General features: G+C 70.0%; 21 protein-coding genes. 13 read left to right on the top strand and 8 right to left on the bottom strand.

Annotated elements, in window-relative coordinates; translation table 11 throughout:
- Positions 1 to 44: 44 nt before the first annotated feature.
- Positions 45 to 935, top strand: a complete 891-nt coding sequence (locus ACFQU4_RS22520; protein WP_377496155.1) for an NAD(P)H-binding protein — start codon at positions 45 to 47, stop codon at positions 933 to 935.
- A gap of 222 nt (positions 936 to 1,157) precedes the next feature.
- Here ACFQU4_RS22520 and ACFQU4_RS22515 read toward each other — a convergent pair whose 3' ends face one another.
- The 4 genes from ACFQU4_RS22515 to ACFQU4_RS22500 are packed head-to-tail and all read right to left on the bottom strand — an operon-like array spanning position 1,158 to position 6,726.
- On the bottom strand, positions 1,158 to 4,166 hold the full coding sequence (locus ACFQU4_RS22515; protein WP_377496153.1) for an alpha-mannosidase: 3,009 nt from the start codon (positions 4,164 to 4,166) through the stop codon (positions 1,158 to 1,160).
- A gap of 29 nt (positions 4,167 to 4,195) precedes the next feature.
- Positions 4,196 to 5,422 carry an SPFH domain-containing protein gene (locus tag ACFQU4_RS22510; protein ID WP_377496151.1) on the bottom strand — a complete coding sequence of 409 codons (1,227 nt, stop codon included), beginning with the start codon at positions 5,420 to 5,422 and terminating at the stop codon, positions 4,196 to 4,198.
- Between the two features lie 33 nt (positions 5,423 to 5,455).
- Positions 5,456 to 5,920, bottom strand: coding sequence for an NfeD family protein (locus ACFQU4_RS22505; RefSeq protein ID WP_377496354.1), 465 nt, complete (start codon positions 5,918 to 5,920; stop codon positions 5,456 to 5,458).
- A gap of 2 nt (positions 5,921 to 5,922) precedes the next feature.
- Positions 5,923 to 6,726, bottom strand: coding sequence for an ABC transporter ATP-binding protein (locus tag ACFQU4_RS22500; RefSeq protein WP_377496149.1), 804 nt, complete (start codon positions 6,724 to 6,726; stop codon positions 5,923 to 5,925).
- 77 nt (positions 6,727 to 6,803) lie between these two features.
- Between ACFQU4_RS22500 and ACFQU4_RS22495 the strand changes: the two genes are divergently transcribed.
- The 3 genes from ACFQU4_RS22495 (at position 6,804) to galE (ending at position 9,320) form a co-directional block, all read left to right on the top strand.
- Positions 6,804 to 7,457 (top strand): DUF1707 domain-containing protein, encoded by a 654-nt coding sequence (locus tag ACFQU4_RS22495; RefSeq protein WP_377496147.1) that lies wholly within the window; start codon positions 6,804 to 6,806, stop codon positions 7,455 to 7,457.
- 83 nt (positions 7,458 to 7,540) lie between these two features.
- Entirely contained in the window at positions 7,541 to 8,263 is a 723-nt protein-coding gene (locus ACFQU4_RS22490; RefSeq protein WP_377496145.1) for a hypothetical protein, read from the top strand.
- Between the two features lie 46 nt (positions 8,264 to 8,309).
- On the top strand, positions 8,310 to 9,320 hold the full coding sequence (gene galE / locus ACFQU4_RS22485) for a UDP-glucose 4-epimerase GalE (RefSeq protein WP_377496143.1): 1,011 nt from the start codon (positions 8,310 to 8,312) through the stop codon (positions 9,318 to 9,320).
- 26 nt (positions 9,321 to 9,346) lie between these two features.
- On the opposite strand, the gene ACFQU4_RS22480 is transcribed toward galE, so the two are convergent.
- Positions 9,347 to 10,027 (bottom strand): TetR/AcrR family transcriptional regulator, encoded by a 681-nt coding sequence (locus tag ACFQU4_RS22480; RefSeq protein WP_377496141.1) that lies wholly within the window; start codon positions 10,025 to 10,027, stop codon positions 9,347 to 9,349.
- Between the two features lie 90 nt (positions 10,028 to 10,117).
- Here ACFQU4_RS22480 and ACFQU4_RS22475 point away from each other — a divergent pair, with 90 nt between their 5' ends.
- Together ACFQU4_RS22475 and ACFQU4_RS22470 are read left to right on the top strand one after the other, a co-directional pair.
- On the top strand, positions 10,118 to 10,465 hold the full coding sequence (locus tag ACFQU4_RS22475) for a nitroreductase/quinone reductase family protein (RefSeq protein WP_377496139.1): 348 nt from the start codon (positions 10,118 to 10,120) through the stop codon (positions 10,463 to 10,465).
- 65 nt (positions 10,466 to 10,530) lie between these two features.
- Positions 10,531 to 11,172 (top strand): HAD family hydrolase, encoded by a 642-nt coding sequence (locus ACFQU4_RS22470; RefSeq protein ID WP_377496137.1) that lies wholly within the window; start codon positions 10,531 to 10,533, stop codon positions 11,170 to 11,172.
- A 17-nt stretch (positions 11,173 to 11,189) separates the two neighbouring features.
- Here the strand turns inward: ACFQU4_RS22470 and ACFQU4_RS22465 are convergent, their stop codons facing one another.
- Positions 11,190 to 11,714 carry an alpha/beta hydrolase gene (locus ACFQU4_RS22465; protein WP_377496135.1) on the bottom strand — a complete coding sequence of 175 codons (525 nt, stop codon included), beginning with the start codon at positions 11,712 to 11,714 and terminating at the stop codon, positions 11,190 to 11,192.
- 63 nt (positions 11,715 to 11,777) lie between these two features.
- Here ACFQU4_RS22465 and ACFQU4_RS22460 point away from each other — a divergent pair, with 63 nt between their 5' ends.
- The 4 genes from ACFQU4_RS22460 to ACFQU4_RS22445 are packed head-to-tail and all read left to right on the top strand — an operon-like array spanning position 11,778 to position 15,883.
- On the top strand, positions 11,778 to 12,860 hold the full coding sequence (locus ACFQU4_RS22460; protein WP_377496133.1) for a FecCD family ABC transporter permease: 1,083 nt from the start codon (positions 11,778 to 11,780) through the stop codon (positions 12,858 to 12,860).
- 1 nt (position 12,861) lies between these two features.
- Entirely contained in the window at positions 12,862 to 13,668 is an 807-nt protein-coding gene (locus tag ACFQU4_RS22455; RefSeq protein WP_377496131.1) for an ABC transporter ATP-binding protein, read from the top strand.
- Between the two features lie 2 nt (positions 13,669 to 13,670).
- On the top strand, positions 13,671 to 14,648 hold the full coding sequence (locus ACFQU4_RS22450) for an ABC transporter substrate-binding protein (RefSeq protein WP_377496129.1): 978 nt from the start codon (positions 13,671 to 13,673) through the stop codon (positions 14,646 to 14,648).
- Positions 14,645 to 15,883: an MFS transporter gene (locus tag ACFQU4_RS22445; protein WP_377496127.1), complete on the top strand. Its 1,239-nt coding sequence runs from the start codon at positions 14,645 to 14,647 to the stop codon at positions 15,881 to 15,883. The genes ACFQU4_RS22450 and ACFQU4_RS22445 overlap by 4 nt, the downstream gene beginning before the upstream one ends.
- Here ACFQU4_RS22445 and ACFQU4_RS22440 read toward each other — a convergent pair whose 3' ends face one another.
- Together ACFQU4_RS22440 and ACFQU4_RS22435 are read right to left on the bottom strand one after the other, a co-directional pair.
- Entirely contained in the window at positions 15,884 to 16,918 is a 1,035-nt protein-coding gene (locus tag ACFQU4_RS22440) for a glycerophosphodiester phosphodiesterase (protein ID WP_377496125.1), read from the bottom strand. It lies immediately after the preceding gene.
- 23 nt (positions 16,919 to 16,941) lie between these two features.
- On the bottom strand, positions 16,942 to 17,841 hold the full coding sequence (locus tag ACFQU4_RS22435) for an aldo/keto reductase (protein WP_377496123.1): 900 nt from the start codon (positions 17,839 to 17,841) through the stop codon (positions 16,942 to 16,944).
- 89 nt (positions 17,842 to 17,930) lie between these two features.
- On the opposite strand from ACFQU4_RS22435, the gene ACFQU4_RS22430 reads away from it, so the two are divergent.
- The 3 genes from ACFQU4_RS22430 to ACFQU4_RS22420 all read left to right on the top strand — a co-directional run bounded on the left by ACFQU4_RS22430 (position 17,931) and on the right by ACFQU4_RS22420 (position 20,937).
- Positions 17,931 to 18,965, top strand: coding sequence for a LacI family DNA-binding transcriptional regulator (locus ACFQU4_RS22430; RefSeq protein ID WP_377496120.1), 1,035 nt, complete (start codon positions 17,931 to 17,933; stop codon positions 18,963 to 18,965).
- A 195-nt stretch (positions 18,966 to 19,160) separates the two neighbouring features.
- Positions 19,161 to 20,048 (top strand): ABC transporter permease, encoded by an 888-nt coding sequence (locus tag ACFQU4_RS22425; protein ID WP_377496118.1) that lies wholly within the window; start codon positions 19,161 to 19,163, stop codon positions 20,046 to 20,048.
- A 4-nt stretch (positions 20,049 to 20,052) separates the two neighbouring features.
- Entirely contained in the window at positions 20,053 to 20,937 is an 885-nt protein-coding gene (locus ACFQU4_RS22420; RefSeq protein WP_377496116.1) for a carbohydrate ABC transporter permease, read from the top strand.
- The last annotated feature ends 6 nt before the right edge of the window (positions 20,938 to 20,943 follow it).

Below are 20,943 nucleotides of genomic sequence, written 5' to 3'. Positions count from 1 at the left end.
AGGTGATCCTTCAGCACCGGCCGTCCCGGACGTTGACTGAGTCCATGATCATCATCACGACACCGACCGGCCAGATCGGCCGGCAAGTCCTGCAGCGAGTCGTCGACCACGAGCCGGTCCGGGTGATCGCCCGCGATCCCGGCAAGCTGCCCGCCGAACTCCGCGACCGGGTCGAGGTGATCACCGGATCGCACGGCGACCGAGCCACCGTGCAGCACGCCTTCGAGGGCGCCGACGCCGTCTTCTGGTTGATCCCGCCGAATCCGCGCGCCGACAGCCTCCAGGCCGCGTACGCCGACTTCACCCGGCCGGCCGTCGAGGCGCTCCGTGATCATGGGGTGCCGCGGGTGGTCGGCGTCTCGGCCCTCGGCCGGGGCACGGCCGTGGCCGGACGCGCCGGGCTGGTCACCGCGACACTCGCCGCGGACGACCTGTTCGGGGCCGGCGGAACCGGCTATCGCGCCCTCGCCCTGCCGTCCTTCATGGACAACGTGGCCCGGCAGGCGGCGTCGATCCGGGACCGCGGGGTGTTCACCGGTCCGCTGCCGGGCGACCGCCGCGACCCGGCCTGTGCCACCCGGGACATCGCCGACGCCGCGGCCCGGCTCTTGCTCGACCGGACCTGGGACGGCGTCGCCGAGGTGCCGGTGCTCGGGCCCGAGGACCTGTCCGCGGACGAGCAGGCCATGATCATCTCCGACGTGCTCGGCCGCCCGGTCCGGTACCAGCAGGTGTCGGACGACGCGTACCGGGAGGTCATGATCAAATCCGGCTGGACGCCGGCGATGGCCGACGGGATGGTGGAGATGGCGCAGGCCAAGCGGACCGGACTCGACCGCGGCGTCGTGCGGACCCCGGAGACGAGTTCGCCCACGACGTTCCGGCAATGGTGCGAGGAGGTCCTGAAGCCGGCGGTTCTCATCCAGGCAGGCTGATCGACCTCGTCGAGTGCGAGGTTTCGCACCCATGAGGCCGCGGCCCGGCTGAGGTGTTCGATGGCCGGCGGCATCTCGCCGCTGTCTCGCCGGCCAAGCCTCGTGGTGATCCGCCGGCCATGATCACCAACCTGACCACCGATCCACCCCTCGCGCCGACCGGGCACAAGTGCAGCGACACGCCGTCAAAACGGCTGCTTTTGTGCCCGGTCAGCGGGGTTCTTAGCGGGTGTAGCGGAGGGTGAGGATCTGGAAGGGGCGGAAGGAGAGGGACAGGTCGGCCGGGGTGTTGCTGGACAACGCGTCCGCGTCGATCAGCGGGCGCTCCAGCAGGTCGACCGTAGTGACCGCGGTGGCGTCGAAGGCCGCGTGGACCCCCGCCGTCGCTCGGCCGCCGTCTGCCGCGTAGAGCCGCACCACGACGTCGCCGCTGCGATCCTCGGCGAGCTTGATCGACTCCACCACGACGGACGGGTTGTCGACCGTGATCAGCGGCTCGATGCCGGCACCGGCGACGGTCCGCTCGGGCAGGTTGATCGCGTAGCCCTCACGGACCGCGTCGGCGATCTCGGCGCCGGGCACGATCGCGTACCGGAGCCGGTGCTGGCCGAGGTCGGTCTCCGGGTCCGGCCAACGCGGGGCGCGGAGCAGGGAGAGCCGGACCGTGGTCGACGTGCCGCCGTCCTCGCGGACGGTCCGGGTGACGTCGTGGCCGTACGTCGAGTCGTTGACCAGCGCCACGCCGTAGCCGGGCTCGGCCACGTGCAGGAACCGGTGCGCACAGATCTCGAACTTCGCCGCGTCCCAGCTGGTGTTCTCGTGCGTCGGCCGCTTCACATGGCCGAACTGGGTCTCCGAGCTGGAGGCCTCGGCGCGCAGGTCGAGCTCGAAGCCCGCCTTGAGGAACGTCTCGCGCTCCTGCCAGTCCACGTCCGTGGTGATCTCCAGCGCCCGGGCGCTGGGGGCCAGGCTGATCAACTGGGTGAAGGTCGAGTCGCCGTGCTTGCGGACCACCCGCACCCCGGCCGGCACGTCCTCCGCGACGGTCACCGACTCGGCGCCGCGAAGATCGACAACGGTGTTGCGGTAGAACGAGTCGACGTCCCAGGCGTCCCAGTCGTTCGGCACGTCCGGGTGCAGCTGGAGCAGGTTGCCGACCCCGTTCGGCGCGATCGCGTTGCGGCCGGTTTCATGATCGACAACGCTGGTGATCAGGCCGTCGGCGCCGATCGTCGCGGTGACGATTCCGTTGTCCAGCAGGAATTCCGACCCATCGGCTGTGCCCTGAGCCTGTCGAAGGGTCACGGTCGCCGGGGCCGCCTCGCCGGTCGCCGATGCGCCCAGCGCAGGCACGCCGTTGCGGCCGTGCGGTGCGGCGTTCACCGTCGACTGGCCCTCGCCGGAGCCCAGGGCACCGAGCGAGGTGGTGATCAACTGCTCGAGTTCCTCGCCGACCTGCTGGTACGTGGCGCGCGCCTCCCGGTTCACCCAGGCGATCGAGGAGCCCGGCAGGATGTCGTGGAACTGGTTCAGCAGCACGACCTTCCAGAGCCGGTCCAGCGCGTCGTACGGGTACTCGGCGCCATGCTGCACGGCAGCTGTGGTCGCCCACAGCTCGGCCTCGCGGAGCAGGTGCTCGCTGCGCCGGTTGCCCTGCTTGATCTTGGCGTGCGAGGTGTAGGTGCCGCGGTGGATCTCCAGGTAGAGCTCGCCCCACCAGACCGGGGCGTCCGGGTAGTCGTCGTGGGCCTTCTGGAAGAAGGCCTCCGGCTTCTCGATCGCCACCCGGGACGACCCCTCGAGGTCGGCGGTCCGGACGGCCCGGGCCAGCATCTCCCGGGTCGGGCCGCCGCCGCCGTCGCCGTACCCGAACGGGGCCAGGGCGTGGTTGGCCCGAGCCTTGTCGGCGAACTGGCGGGCGGACCGGGCGAGATCGCCGGCGGACAGGTCGGAGTTGTAGGTGTCGACCGGCGGGAAGTGGGTGAAGATCCGGGAGCCGTCGATGCCCTCCCACCAGAACGTGTGGTGCGGGAACAGGTTGGTCTTGTTCCAGGAGATCTTCTGGGTGAGGAACCACCGGGAGCCGCTGAGCTTGATCAACTGCGGCAGCGCGGCCGAGTAGCCGAACGAGTCGGGCAGCCACACCTCCTGGGTGTCGATGCCGAACTTCTCCTGGAAATAACGCTTCCCGTGGATGAACTGGCGGGCCATCGCCTCGCTGCCCGGCATGTTGGTGTCGGACTCGACCCACATGCCGCCGACCGGCACGAACTGCCCAGCCTCGATCTTCTCCTTGACCCGGGCGAACACCTCGGGCCGGTGCTCCTCGATCCAGGCCAGCTGCTGGGCCTGGGACATCGCGAAGATCATCTCCGGGTGATCATCCATCAACTGGACCACGTTGGAGGCGGTCCGGGCGACCTTGCGGACGGTCTCCCGGAGCGGCCATAGCCAGGCCGAGTCGATGTGCGCGTGGCCGACGGCGGTCAGCCGGTGCGCGCTCGCGTTGGCCGGCTTGGCCAGCGCGACGGCCAGGATCTCGCGGGCCTTCGTCGCCGTACCGGAGATGTCGTGCAGGTCGATCGCGTCCAGCGCGTCGGAGATCGTCGCCCAGAGCTGGGCGCCGCGGACGTCGTCGGCCGGGAGTTCCTCGGCCAGCTGGCCGAGCACGTCGAAGTCGGCCACCAGCTCGCGGACCTCGGCGTCGACCACGGCCAGGTCGGCCCGGCCCAGCCGGTAGATCGGCTCGTCCGGCGCGGTCTCCACGTCACCGAGCAGGGTCGGCACCCGCATCGTGATCTGCGGGTTCGAGGCCGCCTCGACGTACACCTCGATGTTGGTGCTGCCCGGATCGACCGGCAGCCACTGGTTGTACGGGTGCAGGCCCTTGATCGGCGTCCCGTCCGGCCGGTATCCGAGGCCCTCGGCGGCGAAGCCGGGCCCGCCTTCGGAACCGAGGTCGACCAGGATCTCCAACTCCTGGCCCGACCAGTCGGCCGGGACCTCGGCGGTCAACTTGAACCAGGTGGTGGCCCAGGGCGAACCCCAGGCGGCACCCACCTCGGTCGGCTGATAGCCGGCCGCGAGCCCGTCGGCGACGGGGATCGGCTCACCGTCGACGTCGTACCGCTCGACGGTGAGCGCATGGGTGTGCGGGTGGACGGCCGGGCGTAGGCGCTCCGGCAGCAGTCGTCCGAGGCGACGCCGGACGAGGACTGGATCGAAATGCATGGACCCAGCTTTTCATAACTTCGATTGATTTATTTCCCGGGCGGATTTCCCGTCTCGGCTTCCGGCTGCCCCGCCGGCGGGGCGAACTGCGGCGCGGACCCGGCCGGCGGCGGCTCGGCCGCGGGCGCTGCGGGCTCGGTACCGATGGCCGGCGTCCCGGGCGACTGACCGACGCTCGGCGTGGCCGGACGATAGACCGGCTTCTCCAACTGCTGGGCCTCGTCGATCGCCTTCTGCACCGTCGCCGCGGCCTTCTCCGCCTCGATCGCGTTCTGGTGCTCGATCTCCGCCTGGACGTCGACCTTCTCGGGCGGCTGGAACTCGCCCTTCACCGTGCTCGGGATGGCGGAGGTGGCCGAGCTCACCGCGCCGCCGAGACCCTCCAGGGCCTTGCCGATCTCGGCCGGGATCACCCAGACCTTGTTGGCGTCGCCCTTGGCGATGTTCGGCAGCATCTGCAGATACTGGTACGACAGCAGCGCCTGATCGGGCTGGCCGGCATGGATCGCGTTGAACACCGTGGTGATCGCCTGCGCCTCGCCCTCGGCCTTCAGCATCTGGGACTGACGCTCGGCCTGGGCCCGCAGGATCGCGGCCTCGCGATCGCCCTGAGCGCGGAGGATCGCGGACTCCTTCTCACCGCCGGCGGAGAGGATCTGCGACTGACGCTGGCCCTCCGCGGTCAGGATCGCGGCCCGCTTGTCCCGCTCGGCCCGGGTCTGCTTCTCCATCGCGTCCCGGATCGTCGGCGGCGGCTCGATCGAGCGCAGCTCGACCCGGTTGACCTTGATGCCCCACTTGCCGGTCGCCTCGTCGAGCACCACCCGGAGCCGGCCGTTGATCTCGTCGCGGCTGACCAGGGTCCGTTCCAGATCCATGCCGCCGATGATGTTGCGCAGCGTGGTCTGGGTCAGCTGCTCGATCGCCTGGATGTAGTTCTGCGCCTCGTACGCCGCCCGGACCGGATCGATCACCTGGAAGTAGATCACCGAGTCGATGCTCACCATCAGGTTGTCCTCGGTGATCACGCCCTGCGGCGGGAACGGGACCACGGTCTCCCGCATGTCGATGTTGTACCGGACCTTGTCCAGCGCCGGGATCAGCAGGTGCGGCCCGGGATCGAGGGTGCGGCGGAACTTGCCGAGCCGCTCCACGACGCCGACGCGCTGCTGTCTGATCACCTTGATCGCACTGCCCAGCAGGACGACCACCAGGCCGATGACGATGATCCCGAGAATGACTGAGATCGGATCCATGGTTACCTCTCTCTTGGAGAACGCAGTCTCCCGTTACGGGAGTTGATCATGCTTGGGATAGACAACGGCGATCGCACCGTCGATCTCGTACACCTCGATCTCGGTGCCCGCATCGATCACCATCGAGCTATCGTACGGACGGGCGGACCAACTGATCCCGTCCAGCTTGACCTCGCCGCCCGACTTGTCGATCGCCGACATCGCCACCCCGGAAGCACCGAGCAGCTTGTCCGTCGACGAACGGTAGCCAGGCATGTTGCGCACCTTGTCCAGCAGCGTCGGGCGCAGCAACAGCAACGTGATCAAGGAAACCGCGGTGGCCACGCCGATCTGCAGCCACCACAGGTCCGGTGCCACCACGGCCACGCCGGCACCGGCCAGGGCGCCGACCGCGAGCATGATCAACACCAGGTCGAGCGAGAGGATCTCCGCGATCCCCAACAACAACGCGAGCGCCAGCCAGATCGCCCAGACGTGATCACCGAGCCAGTCCAGCAGATTCATCCGACACCTCCTCGGCCGTTCGCCGAACGTGCCGTCCAGCGGCCGTCGATCTCGGCCAGTGCGAGTGGCAGCCGGAACGTCTCGCTCAGTGTCTCCGCTGTCAGGGTCTCCCGCAGCGGGCCGGCCGCGACGATCCTGCCCTCGCGCAACAGCAGAGCGTGGGTGATCCCGGCCGGGATCTCCTCGACATGGTGGGTGACCAGCACCGAGGCGGGTGCCGCCGGATCCTGGGCGAGGTCGCCGAGGGTCCGGACCAGCGACTCCCGGCCGGCCAGGTCGAGCCCGGCCGCCGGCTCGTCGAGCAACAGCAGTTCGGGGTCGGTCATCAGCGCCCGGGCGATCTGGACCCGCTTCCGCTCACCCTCGCTCAGGGTGCCGAAGGTCCGGTCGGCCAGGTGATCGACCCGGAGCTGCCGGAGCAGCCCGGCGGCCCGGTCATGATCAAGAGCGTGGTAGTCCTCGCGCCACCGGCCGAGCACCGCGTACGAAGCCGAGACGACGACGTCGTGGACCCGCTCGCCCTTCGGGATCCGGTCGGCCAGCGCCGCCGAGGCCAGACCGATCCGGGGCCGCAGATCGAACACGTCGACCGTGCCGAGCACCTCGCCGAGCAGGCCGGCGACGCCCGAGGTCGGGTGCAGCTGAGCAGCCAGGATCTGCAACAGCGTGGTCTTTCCGGCGCCGTTCGGGCCGATCACGACCCAGCGATCCGTTTCGTCGACGGCCCAGTCGACATCATCGAGCAGCTTCGTGCCTCCTCGCACGATGCTCACCCCGGCCAGGTCCGCCACTGCCACCATGCGTCAAACCTACCGGGCCGGTCCGCTTCGCGAGCGCCGACCTGAATGACGGCATCGTCGCTGTCTACCCTGTCGTCATGACCGAGAGCGGCCGGGAGCGGATCAGGGTGGGCCACGGCGAACGCGACGCCGCCGCGGAAGCGCTCCGCGATGCGGCCGCCGACGGGCGGATCACCCTCGAGGAACTGGACGAGCGACTGGAACGCGCGCTGACCGCCCGGACCTTCGCCGACCTCGATGTCCTGTTCGAGGACCTCGGCGGGCCCGACCCCGAGCCGGCGCCGGTGAACGAGGCGCCGCTGCCCCAGTTGCCCGGCTTCTCCGAGCACGATCCGCTGATCCTCGACGGCGGCTGGTCCTCGGTGGTCCGTACCGGCGAGTGGGAACTGCCGCCGTTCGTCCGGATCAACGGCGGCGCCGGGACCGTCCGGCTGAACTGTCTGCAGGCCACCACCCGCGCCCGGGTGATCGACATCGAGGTGATCGCGTCGATGGGCACCGTGGTGATCGTGGTGCCGGAGGGCTGGGCGGCCAACACCGACCGGCTCTCCTCCTCCTGGGGTACGGCGCGGTCCAAGATCGCCTCGACACCGTCGGACGGCAAGCCGGTCCTGCTGCTGCGCGGCTCGGTCGGCATGGGCACGCTCCGGGTACGGCATCCCTCCCGGCGCGATCTGCGGAAACTGCAGAAGGCCCTGCAGTCGACCCGGCGACGGGAACTGGAGCGCTGATCCCCCCGCCCCGAGCCGACCAAGATCATGAAAGATCGGGGCTCGCGGGCGCACGGCCGACACGCACCACTAAGCTCAACCGGATGGAGGTTGATGCGTCGGTCCGGCTGACGACGCACCTGAACGCGCTGTTGGCGAACCGGGTCAGCGTTGAGGTGGCGGCGACCCAGATCGTGGCCGATGACGTGGCCCACCATGTCGTCGACCCGGACGACCTGCTGGACGTCGACAGCACCCGCGCGATCACCTGGGAGCGAGCGCTGCCGCGCTGCCTGGTGATCGAACGGACCCAGTGGCAACTGGCGCTGCCCCGGCCCGGCGTGCTGGGCGGGCTGCGCGGGCCGGTCGACCTCAACACCGCTGCGCTGTCCGCCGGGGCCGCCGTGCTGGCCAGCGGCGGTGAGCTGGGGCTGGTCCCGATCCGGGTCGGCCGGGCCCTGCAGTGGCGGGTCTTCAACGCGACCCTGCCGGCTCCGCCGCCGAGTCCGTACGAGAGCGAACGGATGCTCCGGGAGGCGGTCCTGGAGGCGGCCCGGACGCTGGAGACGCTGGAGCTGGCCGGCGGCGCTATGGCCGGCTGGCGCCCGCCCGACATCTCCATCTGGGCGCCCGGCTATCCCCCGCTGCAACGCAATGCGATCGCCAAGGCGCTGCGGATGCTGGCCGCCGCCGATCTCGCGCTGAGCGACGACGGCGGCTCGATCTCGTCCTGGGAATCCGACCTGCGCTCCCGCGAGCTGCGAAGGGTCCGGGACGCGGCCAGCGACGCGCTGGTGTCCGCGGTCAGCTGGATCAAGCCTTCTTGATCGACTTCCGGGCCGCGCCCGGCCGGACCTGTTTACACTCGGGCCTGTGAGAGTTCTCGTGACCGGCGGAGCCGGCTATCTCGGCAGTATCATCGCCACCGCCCTGGAGCAGGCGGGCCACCAGCCGGTGATCTTGGACAGCCTGGTCAGGGGCCGTCGCGAGTTCGTCGCGAACCGCGTCTTCTACGAAGGCGACATCGCCGACCGGCCGCTGCTGGAGAAGATCGTCGCCGACCACGAGATCGACCGCACGATTCATTGCGCCGCCCTGATCGTGGTTCCGGAGAGCGTCCAGGAGCCGTACCGCTACTACGTCAACAATGTCGCCAAGTCGCTGGAGCTGTGCCAGCACCTGACGGACCTCGGCCGCCCCCGGGTGGTGTTCTCGTCGTCGGCCTCGATCTACGCGTTCAGCGACCAGTTCGAGGTGGACGAGTCGGCCCCGCTGGCGCCGACGTCGCCGTACGCGCGGACCAAGATGATCATGGAGCTGGCGCTGCGCGACCTGGCCGCGGCGACCGACCTGCGGACGATCATGCTGCGCTACTTCAACCCGATCGGCTCCGATCCCGAGTTCCGCTCCGGCATCTACGACCCGGTGCCGTCGCACGTGCTCGGCCGGCTGGTCGCGGCCGCCGAGGGCCGGATCGACGCCTTCGAGATCACCGGCACCGACCTGCCGACCCGGGACGGCACCGGGCTGCGCGACTACGTCGGCGCCTGGGACCTCGCCCGCGCGCACGTGGCCGCGGTGGAACGGTTCGACGACGTGCTCGCCGCCGAGGACGCACCGAGCTCGGTGATCAACCTCGGCACCGGGTCCGGCGTCACGGTCCGGGAGCTGCTGGCCACCTTCGAGGAGGTCTACGGCCGGCCGGTGCCGACGCGGGAGAAGCCGCCGCGGCCGGGTGACGCGATCGGCGCGTACGCGAACGTGGACAAGGCGCACCGGCTGCTCGACTGGCGGGCCGAGCAGTCCCTGGCCGACGGCATCGCCAGCGCCCTGGAGTGGGGGCGCCGGCGCGCTTCCGTACTGCCTGATCTGGCGACCGACTGACCCTGCGGCAGGGTTCCTGATCTTGGTCAGGCGCCGCTGCGGACCGCCTCGATCAGGTCCAGCCGGACCGGCGGCGGCAGCGGCCCCGGCGGCTCGCTCCGGTCCGCCCGGAACGAGTCGAGCAGGTAACCGAGCAGCCGCCGCGACGCCGCAACGCTCGCCTCGGCCGTGCCGGCGACGATGCCGCCATTGGCCAGCAGGATCAGCGACAGGTCCGCCTCGGCGAAGTCACGCCGGAGCCGGCCGGCCCGCTGGGCCCGGCGGACCACGACGGCGAAGCCGTCCAGGAAATGATCACGGGCCTGCTCCAGGTCGAAGGCGCCGGACAGCGTCGCACTGAGCAGGGCCCGGAACCCGCGATCGCCCGACTGCATCGCGCACACCTGCTCGACCACCGTGCAGAAGGCCCGCCAGGGATCCGGATCGACCTTGGCCGCGGCGAACAGGGTCAGGCAGTGCTCGAACCGTTCGGCGAACACCGCGCCGATCAGTTCCTCCTTGGTCGGGAACCGGCGGTAGAGCGTCGCCACCCCGACGCCGGCCCGGCGGGCGATGGCGGCCATCGGCACGTCCAGGCCGCGCTCGGAGAACAGGTCGCGGGCGACCTCGAGGATCCGGTCGCGGTTGTGCTGCGCGTCGGCGCGCAGCGCCGGCGGCTCGGCCGGATCGCCGTCGACGACGGCGATCCGAGAGTGCTGATCGGCCATGTTTCTCACTTTACCTAAGTGGATGGGGTTCTCCACTTATTCCGGGTACGGTGAACGAAGGTTCATGATCAACAAGCGAACGGAGCAGCAGTGCCGACAGCGAAGACCCTTCCCCGACAGGCGGTCGACCGGTTCAATGCCTTCATCCTCGGCCTGCGCGACTCGTCCCTGCTCGGCCCCTGGCTCCGGCGGAGCCTGACCATCGTGACCTACACCGGCCGGCGCTCGGGGCGGACCTTCTCCACCCCGGTCGGGTTCCGGCGCGACGGGGACACGGTGATCATCGGCGTGATGATGCCGGAGCGGAAGAAGTGGTGGCGCAACTTCCTCGGCGAGGGCGGGCCGATCATGATCGAACTCGACGGGACCACCCGCACCGGACACGCCATCGCCGAGCGTGACAGTCAGGGCCGGGTCAGCGTCACCGTACGGCTATGATCATGGGCGACTCGAGGCCGGGGCCCGCCTTCTCCGGCTGAAGCGGCCACCGGAAGGTCCCCGGATTGAAGAAGTTCGTCCTTTTCGATCATGACGGCGTGCTGGTCGACACCGAGCCCTGGTACTTCAAGGCCGGGCAGCGCGCCCTGGCCGACATCGGCTTCACCCTGGACCGGGAGCAGTACCTCCGCGACATGACCCGGGGTGCCGCGACCTGGAACCAGGCCAGGGCCGCGGGTATCGACGACCGGACGATCGCCAGGCAGCGCGCCGTCCGCGACGCCTACTACCGGGAGTACCTGAGCACGGAGGCCATCGAGATCGAAGGCGTCCTCGACACCCTCGCCGAACTCTCCCGGCAGGTCCGGATGGCCATCGTGACGACGGCGAAGCGGGCCGACTTCGAGATCATCCACGAGAAGCGGAAGATCACGTCGTCCATGGAGTTCGTGCTCACGCTCGAGGACTACGAGTTCTCCAAGCCGCACCCGGAGCCCTACCTGACCGGCCTGAAGCGCTTCGGCGCCACCCGGGACGAGACCCTGGTGGTCGAGGATTCCGAGCGGGGCCTGACCTCGGCCCTGGCCGCCGGGATCGACTGCGCCGTCGTCGACAACGCCTTCACCCGCTCGCAGGACTTCTCCGGGGCCCGCTATCGCCTCGCCACGCTGAGCGAACTGAAGGACCTCATCCTCGCCGCGACCTGACCCGCGGGCGCAGGGCCTCAGTCGATCAGACGGTCCAGCAGCTCGAACGAGTCGAGGTCGTCGTAGTGCCCGCCGTTCCTGATGATCAAGGTGCCACCGAGCCGGTCGAACATGGCCCGGCCCTGCCGATCGTCGCAGCCGTACGGGTCCGCCGGCGAGTTGATGAAGACCAGATCGCGAACGTGTTCCTTGATCGCCGCCCAGTCGTAGTCCCGCTGCAGCACGGGTTCCTCGCTGTCGTTGGGTTCCGTCGCGTAGCCCGCGACGAGAATCGCCTGGGCCACCGTGACGTCCAGGTGCTGGAGCAGGGCGAGCAGCAGGGCCGCGCCGCCGGAATGGCCGACCAGGACCGTGCCGTCGTCGAAGGTGTGGTTCGCCAGCACCTCGGGCAGAAACGCGTCGATCGGCTCGACGTTCAGGCCCGGATAGTGTGGCGCCTCGACGGCGAAGCCACGCTCGGTCAGCCGCTCGCGCAGCCAGGGCAGCCAGCAGACGTCCGGATTCGCCCCGGTGCCGTGGAAGATGATGGCGCTGCGATTCATGACCGGATCCTTGCACAGTCCGTCGAATCGCAACTGACTGTCGTTTTCGTTTAGGATCGGGCGGTGCTCGACTCGCCCGCGTCCCGGACCCGCCCGCGTCCCGCTGCCGGACGCACCGTCCCGGCCGGACTCGTCGCCGTGCTGCTCTGCGTGCTGCTGCTGATCTCGGTGATCATCGCGATCGGGCTCGGCCCGGCCGCGATCGGTCCGCTGGACACCAGCCGCTATCTGTCCGCGGCGATCTTCGGCGATACCTTGCCGGCCGAGGAGGCGTCGGCGTACCAGATCATCTGGCAGATCCGGACCCCGCGGGTGCTGCTGGCCGCGGTGGTCGGCGCCGGGCTGGGCTGCGTCGGCGTGGTCGTCCAGACCCTGGTCCGCAACCCGCTCGCCGACCCGTACGTGCTCGGGGTGTCGTCCGGCGCGGCGGCCGGGGCGGTCGCCGTCGGCAGCCTCGGCCTGCTCGCGGTGCTCGGGGTCCACGCGCTGTCCGTGGGAGCGTTCCTCGGCGCGGCCGCGGCGTCCGTGCTGGTCTTCCTGGCTGCCCGGACCAGGGTCGGCCTGCAGCCGCTGCGGCTGGTGCTGACCGGTGTCTGCCTCTCGTTCGGGTTCCAGGCGCTGATGAGCGTGATCATCTACCTGGTGCCGAACAGCGAGTCCACGGCCACCGTCCTGTACTGGACGATGGGCAGCTTCGGCGCCGCGACCTGGTCCTCGCTGCCGGTGGTCGCCTTCGTGGTGGCCGCAGGTCTGGTGATCATGCACCGGCACAGCCGGACCCTCGACCTGATGTCGCTCGGCGACGAGACCGCGGCCAGCCTCGGCATCCGGTCCGACCAGGTCCGCCGGCGACTGTTCGTGATCACCGCGGTGCTGACCGGGGCGATGGTCGCGGTGAGCGGCGCGATCGGCTTCGTCGGGCTGGTGCTGCCGCACCTGGTCCGGCTGCTGGCCGGGCCCGGGCACGCCCGGGTGATCATGATCACGCCCCCGGCGGCGGCGATCTTCATGGTCTGGGTTGACCTGCTCTCCCGGGTCGTCGTCGCGCCCCGGGAGCTGCCGCTCGGGGTGATCACCGCCCTGGTCGGGGTACCGGTCTTCGTCGGCCTGATCCGGCGCCGCGGCTACCACTTCGGCGGTCGCTGAGATGGAACTCGAACTCAGCGCGCTCTCGGTCTCGATCGACGGAGCCGACCTGGTCCGCGAACTCGACCTCACCGTGGCCACCGGTGAGATCGTCGGGCTGATCGGCCCCAACGGCAGTGGCAAGTCGACCGTGCTCCGCTGCATCTACCGCGCCCTCGCCCCGACCGGCGGCGTGATCATGATCGACGGCCGGCCGATCGCCGGGCTGCCGCCCCGGGCCACCGCCCGCAGCGTCGCCGCGCTGACCCAGGACAACGGTGCCGACCTCGACTTCACCGTGGCCGAACTGATCGCGCTCGGCCGGGCCCCGCACCAGTCCGGCAACCGCGCGCTGAGCGAGCGGGAACGGCAGCTCTGCGCGGACGCGATGGAGCGGCTGGAGCTGACCCAGCTCGCCGACCGCGGCATCCACGGCCTCTCCGGCGGCGAGCGGCAGCGAGTCCAGCTGGCCCGGGTGCTGGTCCAGGAGCCGAAGATCCTGATCTTGGACGAACCGACCAACCACCTGGATCTGCGGCACCAGGTCGGCGCGCTGGCCGCCCTGCGCGGCACCGGCCTGACCGTGCTCGTCGTCCTGCACGACCTCAATCTCGCCGCGCTGGTCTGTGACCGGCTCGCGGTGCTCGAGTCCGGCCGGCTGGTCCGGCACGGCCCGCCGGCCGAGGTGCTGACCGAGTCGCTGGTCCGGGACGTGTTCGGGATCGACACCGTGATCATCCCGCACCCGGTCAGCGGCCGCCCGCAGCTGTTGCACACCCTCTCGACGTCTTCGACCACACCGCCCGATCCCGTACCGAAAGGCTCCTGATCATGATCAAACGCGCCGGCATCGCCCTGGTCTGCGGCACCCTGCTCGCGTCCGGCTGCGGAGCCCAGATCGCCCCGCCCGCGGCCGGGAACACGGTGACCGTGCAGCGCTGCGGGGAACAGGTGCAGTACACCAAGCCGGAGCGCGCGATCGCCTACGAGGGCGGCAGCGCGGACAAGCTGTTCAGCCTCGGGCTGACCGACCGGGTCCGCGGCTACGTCATGCCGCCGGCCAACCCGCCGGTCAGTGAGTCACCGTGGGCCGCCGAGTACGCCAAGGTCGAGCTGCTCAGCGACGACCTGCTGAACAAGGAGATCGTGGTCGATGCGAAGGGCGACCTGGTGGTCGCCGGCTGGAACTCCGGCTTCAGCGATCGGCGCGGGATCACGCCGGAGATCCTGGACGGGCTCGGCATTGGCAGCTTCATGCACGCCGAGAGTTGCTTCAACTACCCGGGCTTCCCGGAACGGCACCGGCCGTTCGACGGGCTCTACGTCGACCTGGAACGACTCGGCCAGATCTTCGGGGTCGAGGACCGCGCGGCCTCGGTGATCACTGAGCTGCGGCAGCGGGTCGCCGCCGCGACCCGGGAGATCGCGGACGACGACCGGCCCCGGGTCTTCCTGTACGATTCCGGCACCGACCAGCCCTTCACTGCGGGCCAGCAGGTGCCACCGAACGACATCATCGAATACGCCGGCGGGCGCAACGTCTTCGCCGATCTCGAGGCGCGCTGGACCCAGGTGGCCTGGGAGGCCGTCGTCGACGCTCAGCCCGAGGTGATCATGATCCTGGACTACAACGACCAGCCGGCACAGGAGAAGATCGACTTCCTGCGGAACGATCCGAAGACGAAGGATCTGCCGGCGGTGAAGGCGAACCGGTTCTTCGTGCTCGACTACAACGAGGGCATCAGCGGCCCGCGCAACGTCGACGGATTGGAGCGGTTCTCCCAGTATCTCGAGGATCTGGAGCGATGAGCCAGCCCGTGGCCGGCGCCGAGCGGGTCGACAGCCCGAAGCCCCTGCCGGACCGGCGGATCGCGGCGACGATCTGGCCGCTGCTGGTGTGTGCCGTGATCGGTCTGGTCCCGTTCACCGTCTTCTCCACGTTCCTGGTCCAGATCGCCGCGGACGCCGGCAGCGACGCCGCGACGGTCGGCACCCTGCGCGGGCTCGGCGGGATCGCCGCGCTGCTGATCGGCGTGCTGCTCGCGCCGCTGATCGACCGCTGGAGCCGGCTCCGGGTCCGTACCGTCGCGTTGGCGGTGCTCGCCCTGTCCTGCCTGGTCGGGGCGGTCGGCAGCTACCCGACCTTGATCATCTTCTGCCTCGGCATCGGCGCCGCCACCGCCGCCCTCTCCCCCGTCCTGCTGGCCCTCGCGGCCGACCGGTTCACCGATGCCGCCAGCTCGGGCCGGGCCGCGACCATGATCACCGCGGGCCAGACCATCGCGGCGATCCTGGCCGGTCCCCTGGTCGGGCTGCTGGCGCTCTGGCCCGGCTGGCGCGGCGCGCTGGTGCTCACCGCCGCGATCGCGCTGCTGCTGGTGGCCGGATCGCTGGCCCGCAACCCCTGGAAGTCCTCCGGCAAGCGGCCCGGCGATGCGCTGACCGGACTCGCCCTGCGGTCCGTCCTGCGTGACCGGGTCGTCGCCGGACTGATCATCATCGCGTTCCTGCGGACCGCGGCGTTCATGGGCCAGTTGGCCTTCCTGGCCGCCTTCTACCATGATCGTTTCGGCTTGGACGTGGCCCAGTTCGCCCTGGTCTGGACCGTCAGCGGGGTCAGCTTCTTCCTCGGCAACTTCCTCGCCGGGCGAGCCCTGGCCCGGCTGCCCGGCGACGCCGCCAAGCCGTTGCTGATCATCGGCCTGGTCGCGGCCACCGGCGCGCTGGCGCTGATCTTCACGGCGCCGATGTTGATCATCGCGCTCGCCGGCACCGCCGCCACCGCGATCTGCCACGCCGTGATCGCCGCCGCCGTCGTGGACCAGCTGGTCAAACGGGCCAGCCGGCGGGCGCCGACGCTGGCCCTGAACGCCGCCGGGATGAGCCTCGGCGTGTTCGCCGGTGCGACCATCGGGGGCGCCGGTCTCGCCCTCGGCGGCTACCCGGGCCTGCTGATCGGCCTGGGCGCCCTCACCGCGGTCGGTGCCGTCGTCGCCGTCGCCTGCCTGGCTCCCCGTACGGCCTCGGTCCCGGCCACCGGATGATCACGAGCGCAGCGCGAGGCCGTCCAGGAGCAGGGTGCCCGGTGCCGCGTCGACCGCGGTGAAGCGCAGCCGGTGCGGCCCTGCTGCCAGGGCCTCGCTGATCTCGATCGTCCGCTGCGACGGCGATGGCCCGCGGAGATCGACGCCCTTGGCCCGCGGAGCTCCGTCCAGGGCCACGTCGAGCACGCCGCCGGCCGGGTGCCGGACCAGTGCGCAGTGGACGGCGGTCCGGCCTGGGCCGGCGACGAACGGGACTTCGAGCCAGTCGCCGGCCGCGAGGTCGACGGCGAGGCCGGCCCGGCCGGAGAACTTGAAACCCAGTCCGTGATCACCGCGCCGGCGAGGCAGCGGCCCGGAGGTTCGGGCCACGCCGAGCAGCGACTCGGCCTCGATCATCGGCGCGGCGACGCCGAGGTGGGACTCCTCCCGGCGGTCCGGCCAGTCGGTCATGGTGCCGTCCGCGCCGGCCAGCGCACCCTCGTCCATGAAGGCCCGGGTGTTGGTGTTGTGCATGATCAACAGGCCGGCCCGGTGCACCCGGTCGACCAGGGCCGCGGTGATCCGATCGGTCCGGAAGCACAGGAAGTCCGCGTAGTCGGCGTACCCGGCGATCTCGGCGTCGGTGATCGTCCCGGCGTCCAGGAAGAGCACGCCGATGATCGACTCCGGCAGCAGTCGGCGCAGTTCGGCCGACCGGGCCGGGACCACCGACGCCGCCGCGACCCGGGCGTCCGGATGGTCGGCGAGATGGCGGGTCAGCTCGGCGGCGACCAGCTCCATGCTGTCCGTCTTGAGCTCCAGCAGCGCGCCGCAGGTCGTGCCGGCCAGCAGTTCCAGGGCCTCCCGCAGCGTCGGGATCCGGGTCGCGTCGTGCATCAGGACCAGCTGATCATCCGCGGTGACCCGGACGTCGATCTCGCAGTAGTCGGCGTACGGGATCGCGGCGGCCAGCGACGGCGGGGTGTTCTCCGGGTGCCGGCCGCACAGCCCGCGGTGCGCGAAGGTGATCTTGTGGCGCCGGCGCAGCGACTCCATGATCGATTGCCCCGGCCGGACGGTCAGTCCGTCACGGTGCTCGGGGCCGGGCCGAGCTCGTCCAAGGCGGTCCAGAGCGCCTCCGGGACCTCCGTCGCCCGCATCCGTTCCAGCTGCTCCAGCCGTTCCGCGCTGCCGACGCCGACGACCGTCGAGTGGATCAGCGGCGAGCGCAGCGAGAAGTGCAGGGCCGCGGTGGTCAGCGGGACGCCGTGCTCGGTGCAGACCGCCTCGGCCCGGCGCACCCAGTCCAGCAGTTCCGCCGAGCTCTCCTGGTAGGCGTACCGGGTGCCCCGCCCGGCCAGCAGCCCGCCGCCGAACGGCGCCGCGTTGAAGATGATCATGTTCCGCCGGGCCGCCTCCTCGAGCAAGGGCGCGGCGGACCGATCGATCAGGGTGTGCCGGTTGTGGGTCAGCACGGCGTCGAACGCGCCGCTGCTCACGTACTCGATCATCAGGCTGTTCCGGCCGGCCGCGATGCCGATCAGGTCGACGGCGCCCTGCTCCTTGAGCTCGCGCATCCCCTGCACCGCGCCGCCGGGGCCGAACGCCTCCTCGATCGAGATCGAGTACGGATCGTGCAGGTGCAGCAGCTGCACCCGGTCCAGGCCGAGCCGCGTCAGACTCTCCTCGTACGAGCGCAGCACGCGGTCCCGGTCGAACCGGCCGGTCCCCGGCTCGGCGTCGGTCTTGGTGATCACGGCGCGCCGGTCGGAGTCGAGCCGGCCCAGGGCGACACCGAGCGCGGTCTCGCTCTGCCCCGCCCCGTACGCGTTCGAGGTGTCGATCGCCCCGTACGGTCCGGTCAGCATCGCCTCGGCCAGCTCCGGGTCGTTCAGCGGCGTCGTACCGAGCGTGATCGGGCTGAGCACGAGGTCGGTGCCGGGCACGGCGCGCGGCTGGACGGGATCGTTCAGGGTCATGGGCTCAGCCTAGCGACGCCGCTGCTGAAGCGTTTCAGGACCGACGGACCTCCTAGACTTCGCTGACCGGGCTGAGAAAGGGGCGAGAAGTGGCTGCGTCGCGTCGCCGCGGGGTCAACCTGATCGAGGTCGCCCGCGAGGCCGGGGTCTCACCCGCGACCGTCTCGAACACGCTGAACCGGCCCGAGATCGTCTCGCCGCAGACCCGGAGCCGGGTGCTGGACGCGATCCAGCGCCTCGATTTCGTCCCCAACCATGCGGCGGCGACCCTGCGCCGCGGCCACAACCGGCTGTTCGGGCTGGTGCTGCCGGACATCACGAACCCGTTCTACGCCGAGATCGCCCGCGGCATCTCCGACGCCGCCGACGCGGCCGGCTACGCGGTGGTGCTCTGCGAGAGCCGGGACGACCCGGACCGGGAGCGCCGCCAGCTGGAGACCCTCGGCGAGCACCGGGCCGCCGGTGCGCTGGCCGTACCGCTGACGGCCGACGAGAGCCGGCTCGAACGGCTCCGCTCGATGGGCGCCCACCTGGTCCTGATCGACCGGCTGGCCGATCCGGCCCAGGGCTGCTCGGTGGTCGTCGACGACCGGCGCGGCGGCGAGATCGCGACCGCTCACCTGCTCGCCACCACCACGGACGAGACCCGGCCGATCACGCTGATCAACGGCCCGCACGACATCCCGCAGTGCAGTCAGCGCCGGCTCGGCGCCGTCGACGCGCTGCGCGGCGCCGGAGTCGATCCGGCCGAGCTGGTCGAGTTCGAACTGGCCGAGATGACGACCGCCGCCGGCGTCGAGGCCGGGCACCGGCTGGCCCGCTCCGGTCCGCTGCCCCGCGGCGTGTTCTGCATCAACGACCAGCTGGCGATCGGCGTGATCCGCGGCCTCGCCGCCGAGGGGGTACGGGTGCCGGACGACGTCGCGGTCGTCGGCTACGGCGACCTGGCGATCGCGCCCGACGCGCCGGTGCCGCTGACCACCGTCGTCCAGCCCAAGTACGCCATCGGCCGGACCGCGGTCGAGCGGCTGCTGGCCGAACTGGCCGAGGGCGACCAGCACCGGCACGAGGCGACGGTCTTCCCGCCGTCCCTGGTGATCCGCACCTCGGCACCGGGAGTCTGACCGGCCGGACCGCGGCGGATCCGCTCCGGTCCGGCCAGTGACCCGGATCACTCGACACCCTTGACAGCACCGCCGGGCTTGGCAAGACTTCACAGATTGAATCCATTCAATAGATGCGACTCGCTCACCGTCGAGAGGGAGAGTCTGGTGCTGGCCCCTGTGGCGTCCCGGCCGCGATTGACGGTTTGGCAACGCATGATCAAGTACCGGCTGCTGTACCTGCTGTTCCTGCCGGTCGCGGCCTACTTCGTGATCTTCCAGTACTGGCCGATCGTGCTGTCCTTCATCGTCGCCTTCAAGGACCTCAAGCTCGGTCGCGGCATCGCCCGCAGCCCCTGGGTGGGGTTCGACAACTTCGTCGAGATCTTCACCGATCCGCAGCTGTTGCAGGTGTTCTCCAACACCGTGGAGATCAGCCTGCTCCGGCTCGTCTTCGGCTTCTTCCCGCCGATCATCCTCGCCGTCCTGCTGCACGACCTGAGTACCCGCGTCTTCACCAAGATCAGCCAGACGATCATCTACATCCCGCACTTCTTCTCCTGGATCATCGTGTACGGGATCGTCTTCGCGATGTTCTCGACCGGCTCCGGGCTGATCAACAACGTGCTCGACGCCGTCGGCCAGCAACGGATCGACTTCCTGCTCTCCGAGGACTGGTTCCGGCCGATCCTGATCGGCTCCGGGATCTGGAAGGAGATCGGCTGGAGCACGATCATCTACCTCGCCGCGCTGGCCACCGTCGACGACGAGTTGTACGAGGCGGCCGCGATCGACGGCGCCGGGCCGCTGCAGCGGATCCGCTACATCACCGTGCCGGCGATCCTGCCGGTGATCACCTTCGTGCTGACGATCAACCTCGGATTCATCCTCTACGCCGGCGGCGAGCAGATCCTCGCCTTCTACAACTCGGCCGTCTACAACGTGGCCGACGTGATCGACACCTGGGTCTACCGGGAGGGGCTGGGCCGGCTGCAGTTCAGCGTCGGTACCGCGATGGGGCTGCTGCAGTCGTTGGTCGGGCTGGTGCTGGTCCTGGGCGCCAACTACATTGCGCGCCGGTCGACCGGCCGAGGGATCTGGTGATCACATGCCGATGAGACGCTACAAGTCCGCCGCGGAGACCAGCTATCAGGTGGTCATCCACTTCGTCGTCGCGATGATCGTGCTGTCCGCGCTGCTGCCGTTGGTCTATGTGATCGGGATGTCGCTGACCTCGCAGAACGAACTGATCGACCGCAACTTCTTCGTGATCATTCCGCAGGAACCGACGCTGGAAGCGTATCGGCGGTTGCTCACCTCGGAGATCCTGTGGCGGTCGATCGGCGTCTCCGCCTTCCGCGCCGTCGTCGGTCCGCTGCTCACCCTCGTGCTGACCGTGATCGGCGCCTTCGTCCTGTCCCGCAAGGATCTGCCCGGCCGTAACGTACTGCTGCTGTTCGTGGTGGCCACCATCCTGTTCCGCGGCGGGCTGATCCCCTCCTATCTGGTGATGCACGACCTGCAGCTGCTGAACACGGTCTGGTCGTTGATCCTGCCGACCGCGGTGGACGCGTTCGGCCTGCTGGTGATCAAGATGTTCATCGAGAACATCCCGCGCGAGCTGACCGAGGCCGCCTACCTGGACGGGGTCAGCGAGATCCAGCTGTTGATCAGGATCATCATCCCGCTGGCCGCCCCGGCGATCGCCGCGATCGGCATGTTCAACATCGTCATGCACTGGGTCTCCTGGTTCGACGCCCTGGTCTACATCCAGGACCCGAACCTCTATCCGCTCCAGCTGGTGCTGCGCAACATGCTCAACACCGAGGTGGTCAACGACCAGATGACGCAGTCGCTGGCGACCAACCAGCGGGTGTCGCCGGAGAGCCTGAAGATGGCCACCGTCGTCGTCGCGATCATCCCGATCCTGATGGTCTACCCGTTCCTGCAGAAGCACTTCATCCGCGGCGTCTACATGGGCGCAGTCAAGTAATTCCTC

Origin of the sequence: Microlunatus sp. GCM10028923, from assembly GCF_042666975.1 — a bacterium.
Classification (GTDB): domain Bacteria; phylum Actinomycetota; class Actinomycetes; order Propionibacteriales; family Propionibacteriaceae; genus Microlunatus.
This window is presented reverse-complemented; position numbering and strand designations above follow the sequence as displayed.

What these genes read in the sequence shown, in the direction of transcription:
- ACFQU4_RS22520 (WP_377496155.1), top strand. Translation starts at nt 45, where the DNA reads ATGATCATCATCACGACACCGACCGGCCAGATCGGCCGGCAAGTCCTG.
- ACFQU4_RS22515 (WP_377496153.1), bottom strand. Translation starts at nt 4,166, where the DNA reads ATGCATTTCGATCCAGTCCTCGTCCGGCGTCGCCTCGGACGACTGCTG.
- ACFQU4_RS22510 (WP_377496151.1), bottom strand. Translation starts at nt 5,422, where the DNA reads ATGGATCCGATCTCAGTCATTCTCGGGATCATCGTCATCGGCCTGGTG.
- ACFQU4_RS22500 (WP_377496149.1), bottom strand. Translation starts at nt 6,726, where the DNA reads ATGGTGGCAGTGGCGGACCTGGCCGGGGTGAGCATCGTGCGAGGAGGC.
- ACFQU4_RS22495 (WP_377496147.1), top strand. Translation starts at nt 6,804, where the DNA reads ATGACCGAGAGCGGCCGGGAGCGGATCAGGGTGGGCCACGGCGAACGC.
- ACFQU4_RS22490 (WP_377496145.1), top strand. Translation starts at nt 7,541, where the DNA reads ATGGAGGTTGATGCGTCGGTCCGGCTGACGACGCACCTGAACGCGCTG.
- ACFQU4_RS22480 (WP_377496141.1), bottom strand. Translation starts at nt 10,027, where the DNA reads ATGGCCGATCAGCACTCTCGGATCGCCGTCGTCGACGGCGATCCGGCC.
- ACFQU4_RS22465 (WP_377496135.1), bottom strand. Translation starts at nt 11,714, where the DNA reads ATGAATCGCAGCGCCATCATCTTCCACGGCACCGGGGCGAATCCGGAC.
- ACFQU4_RS22455 (WP_377496131.1), top strand. Translation starts at nt 12,862, where the DNA reads ATGGAACTCGAACTCAGCGCGCTCTCGGTCTCGATCGACGGAGCCGAC.
- ACFQU4_RS22450 (WP_377496129.1), top strand. Translation starts at nt 13,671, where the DNA reads ATGATCAAACGCGCCGGCATCGCCCTGGTCTGCGGCACCCTGCTCGCG.
- ACFQU4_RS22445 (WP_377496127.1), top strand. Translation starts at nt 14,645, where the DNA reads ATGAGCCAGCCCGTGGCCGGCGCCGAGCGGGTCGACAGCCCGAAGCCC.
- ACFQU4_RS22440 (WP_377496125.1), bottom strand. Translation starts at nt 16,918, where the DNA reads ATGGAGTCGCTGCGCCGGCGCCACAAGATCACCTTCGCGCACCGCGGG.
- ACFQU4_RS22435 (WP_377496123.1), bottom strand. Translation starts at nt 17,841, where the DNA reads ATGACCCTGAACGATCCCGTCCAGCCGCGCGCCGTGCCCGGCACCGAC.
- ACFQU4_RS22425 (WP_377496118.1), top strand. Translation starts at nt 19,161, where the DNA reads ATGATCAAGTACCGGCTGCTGTACCTGCTGTTCCTGCCGGTCGCGGCC.
- ACFQU4_RS22420 (WP_377496116.1), top strand. Translation starts at nt 20,053, where the DNA reads ATGCCGATGAGACGCTACAAGTCCGCCGCGGAGACCAGCTATCAGGTG.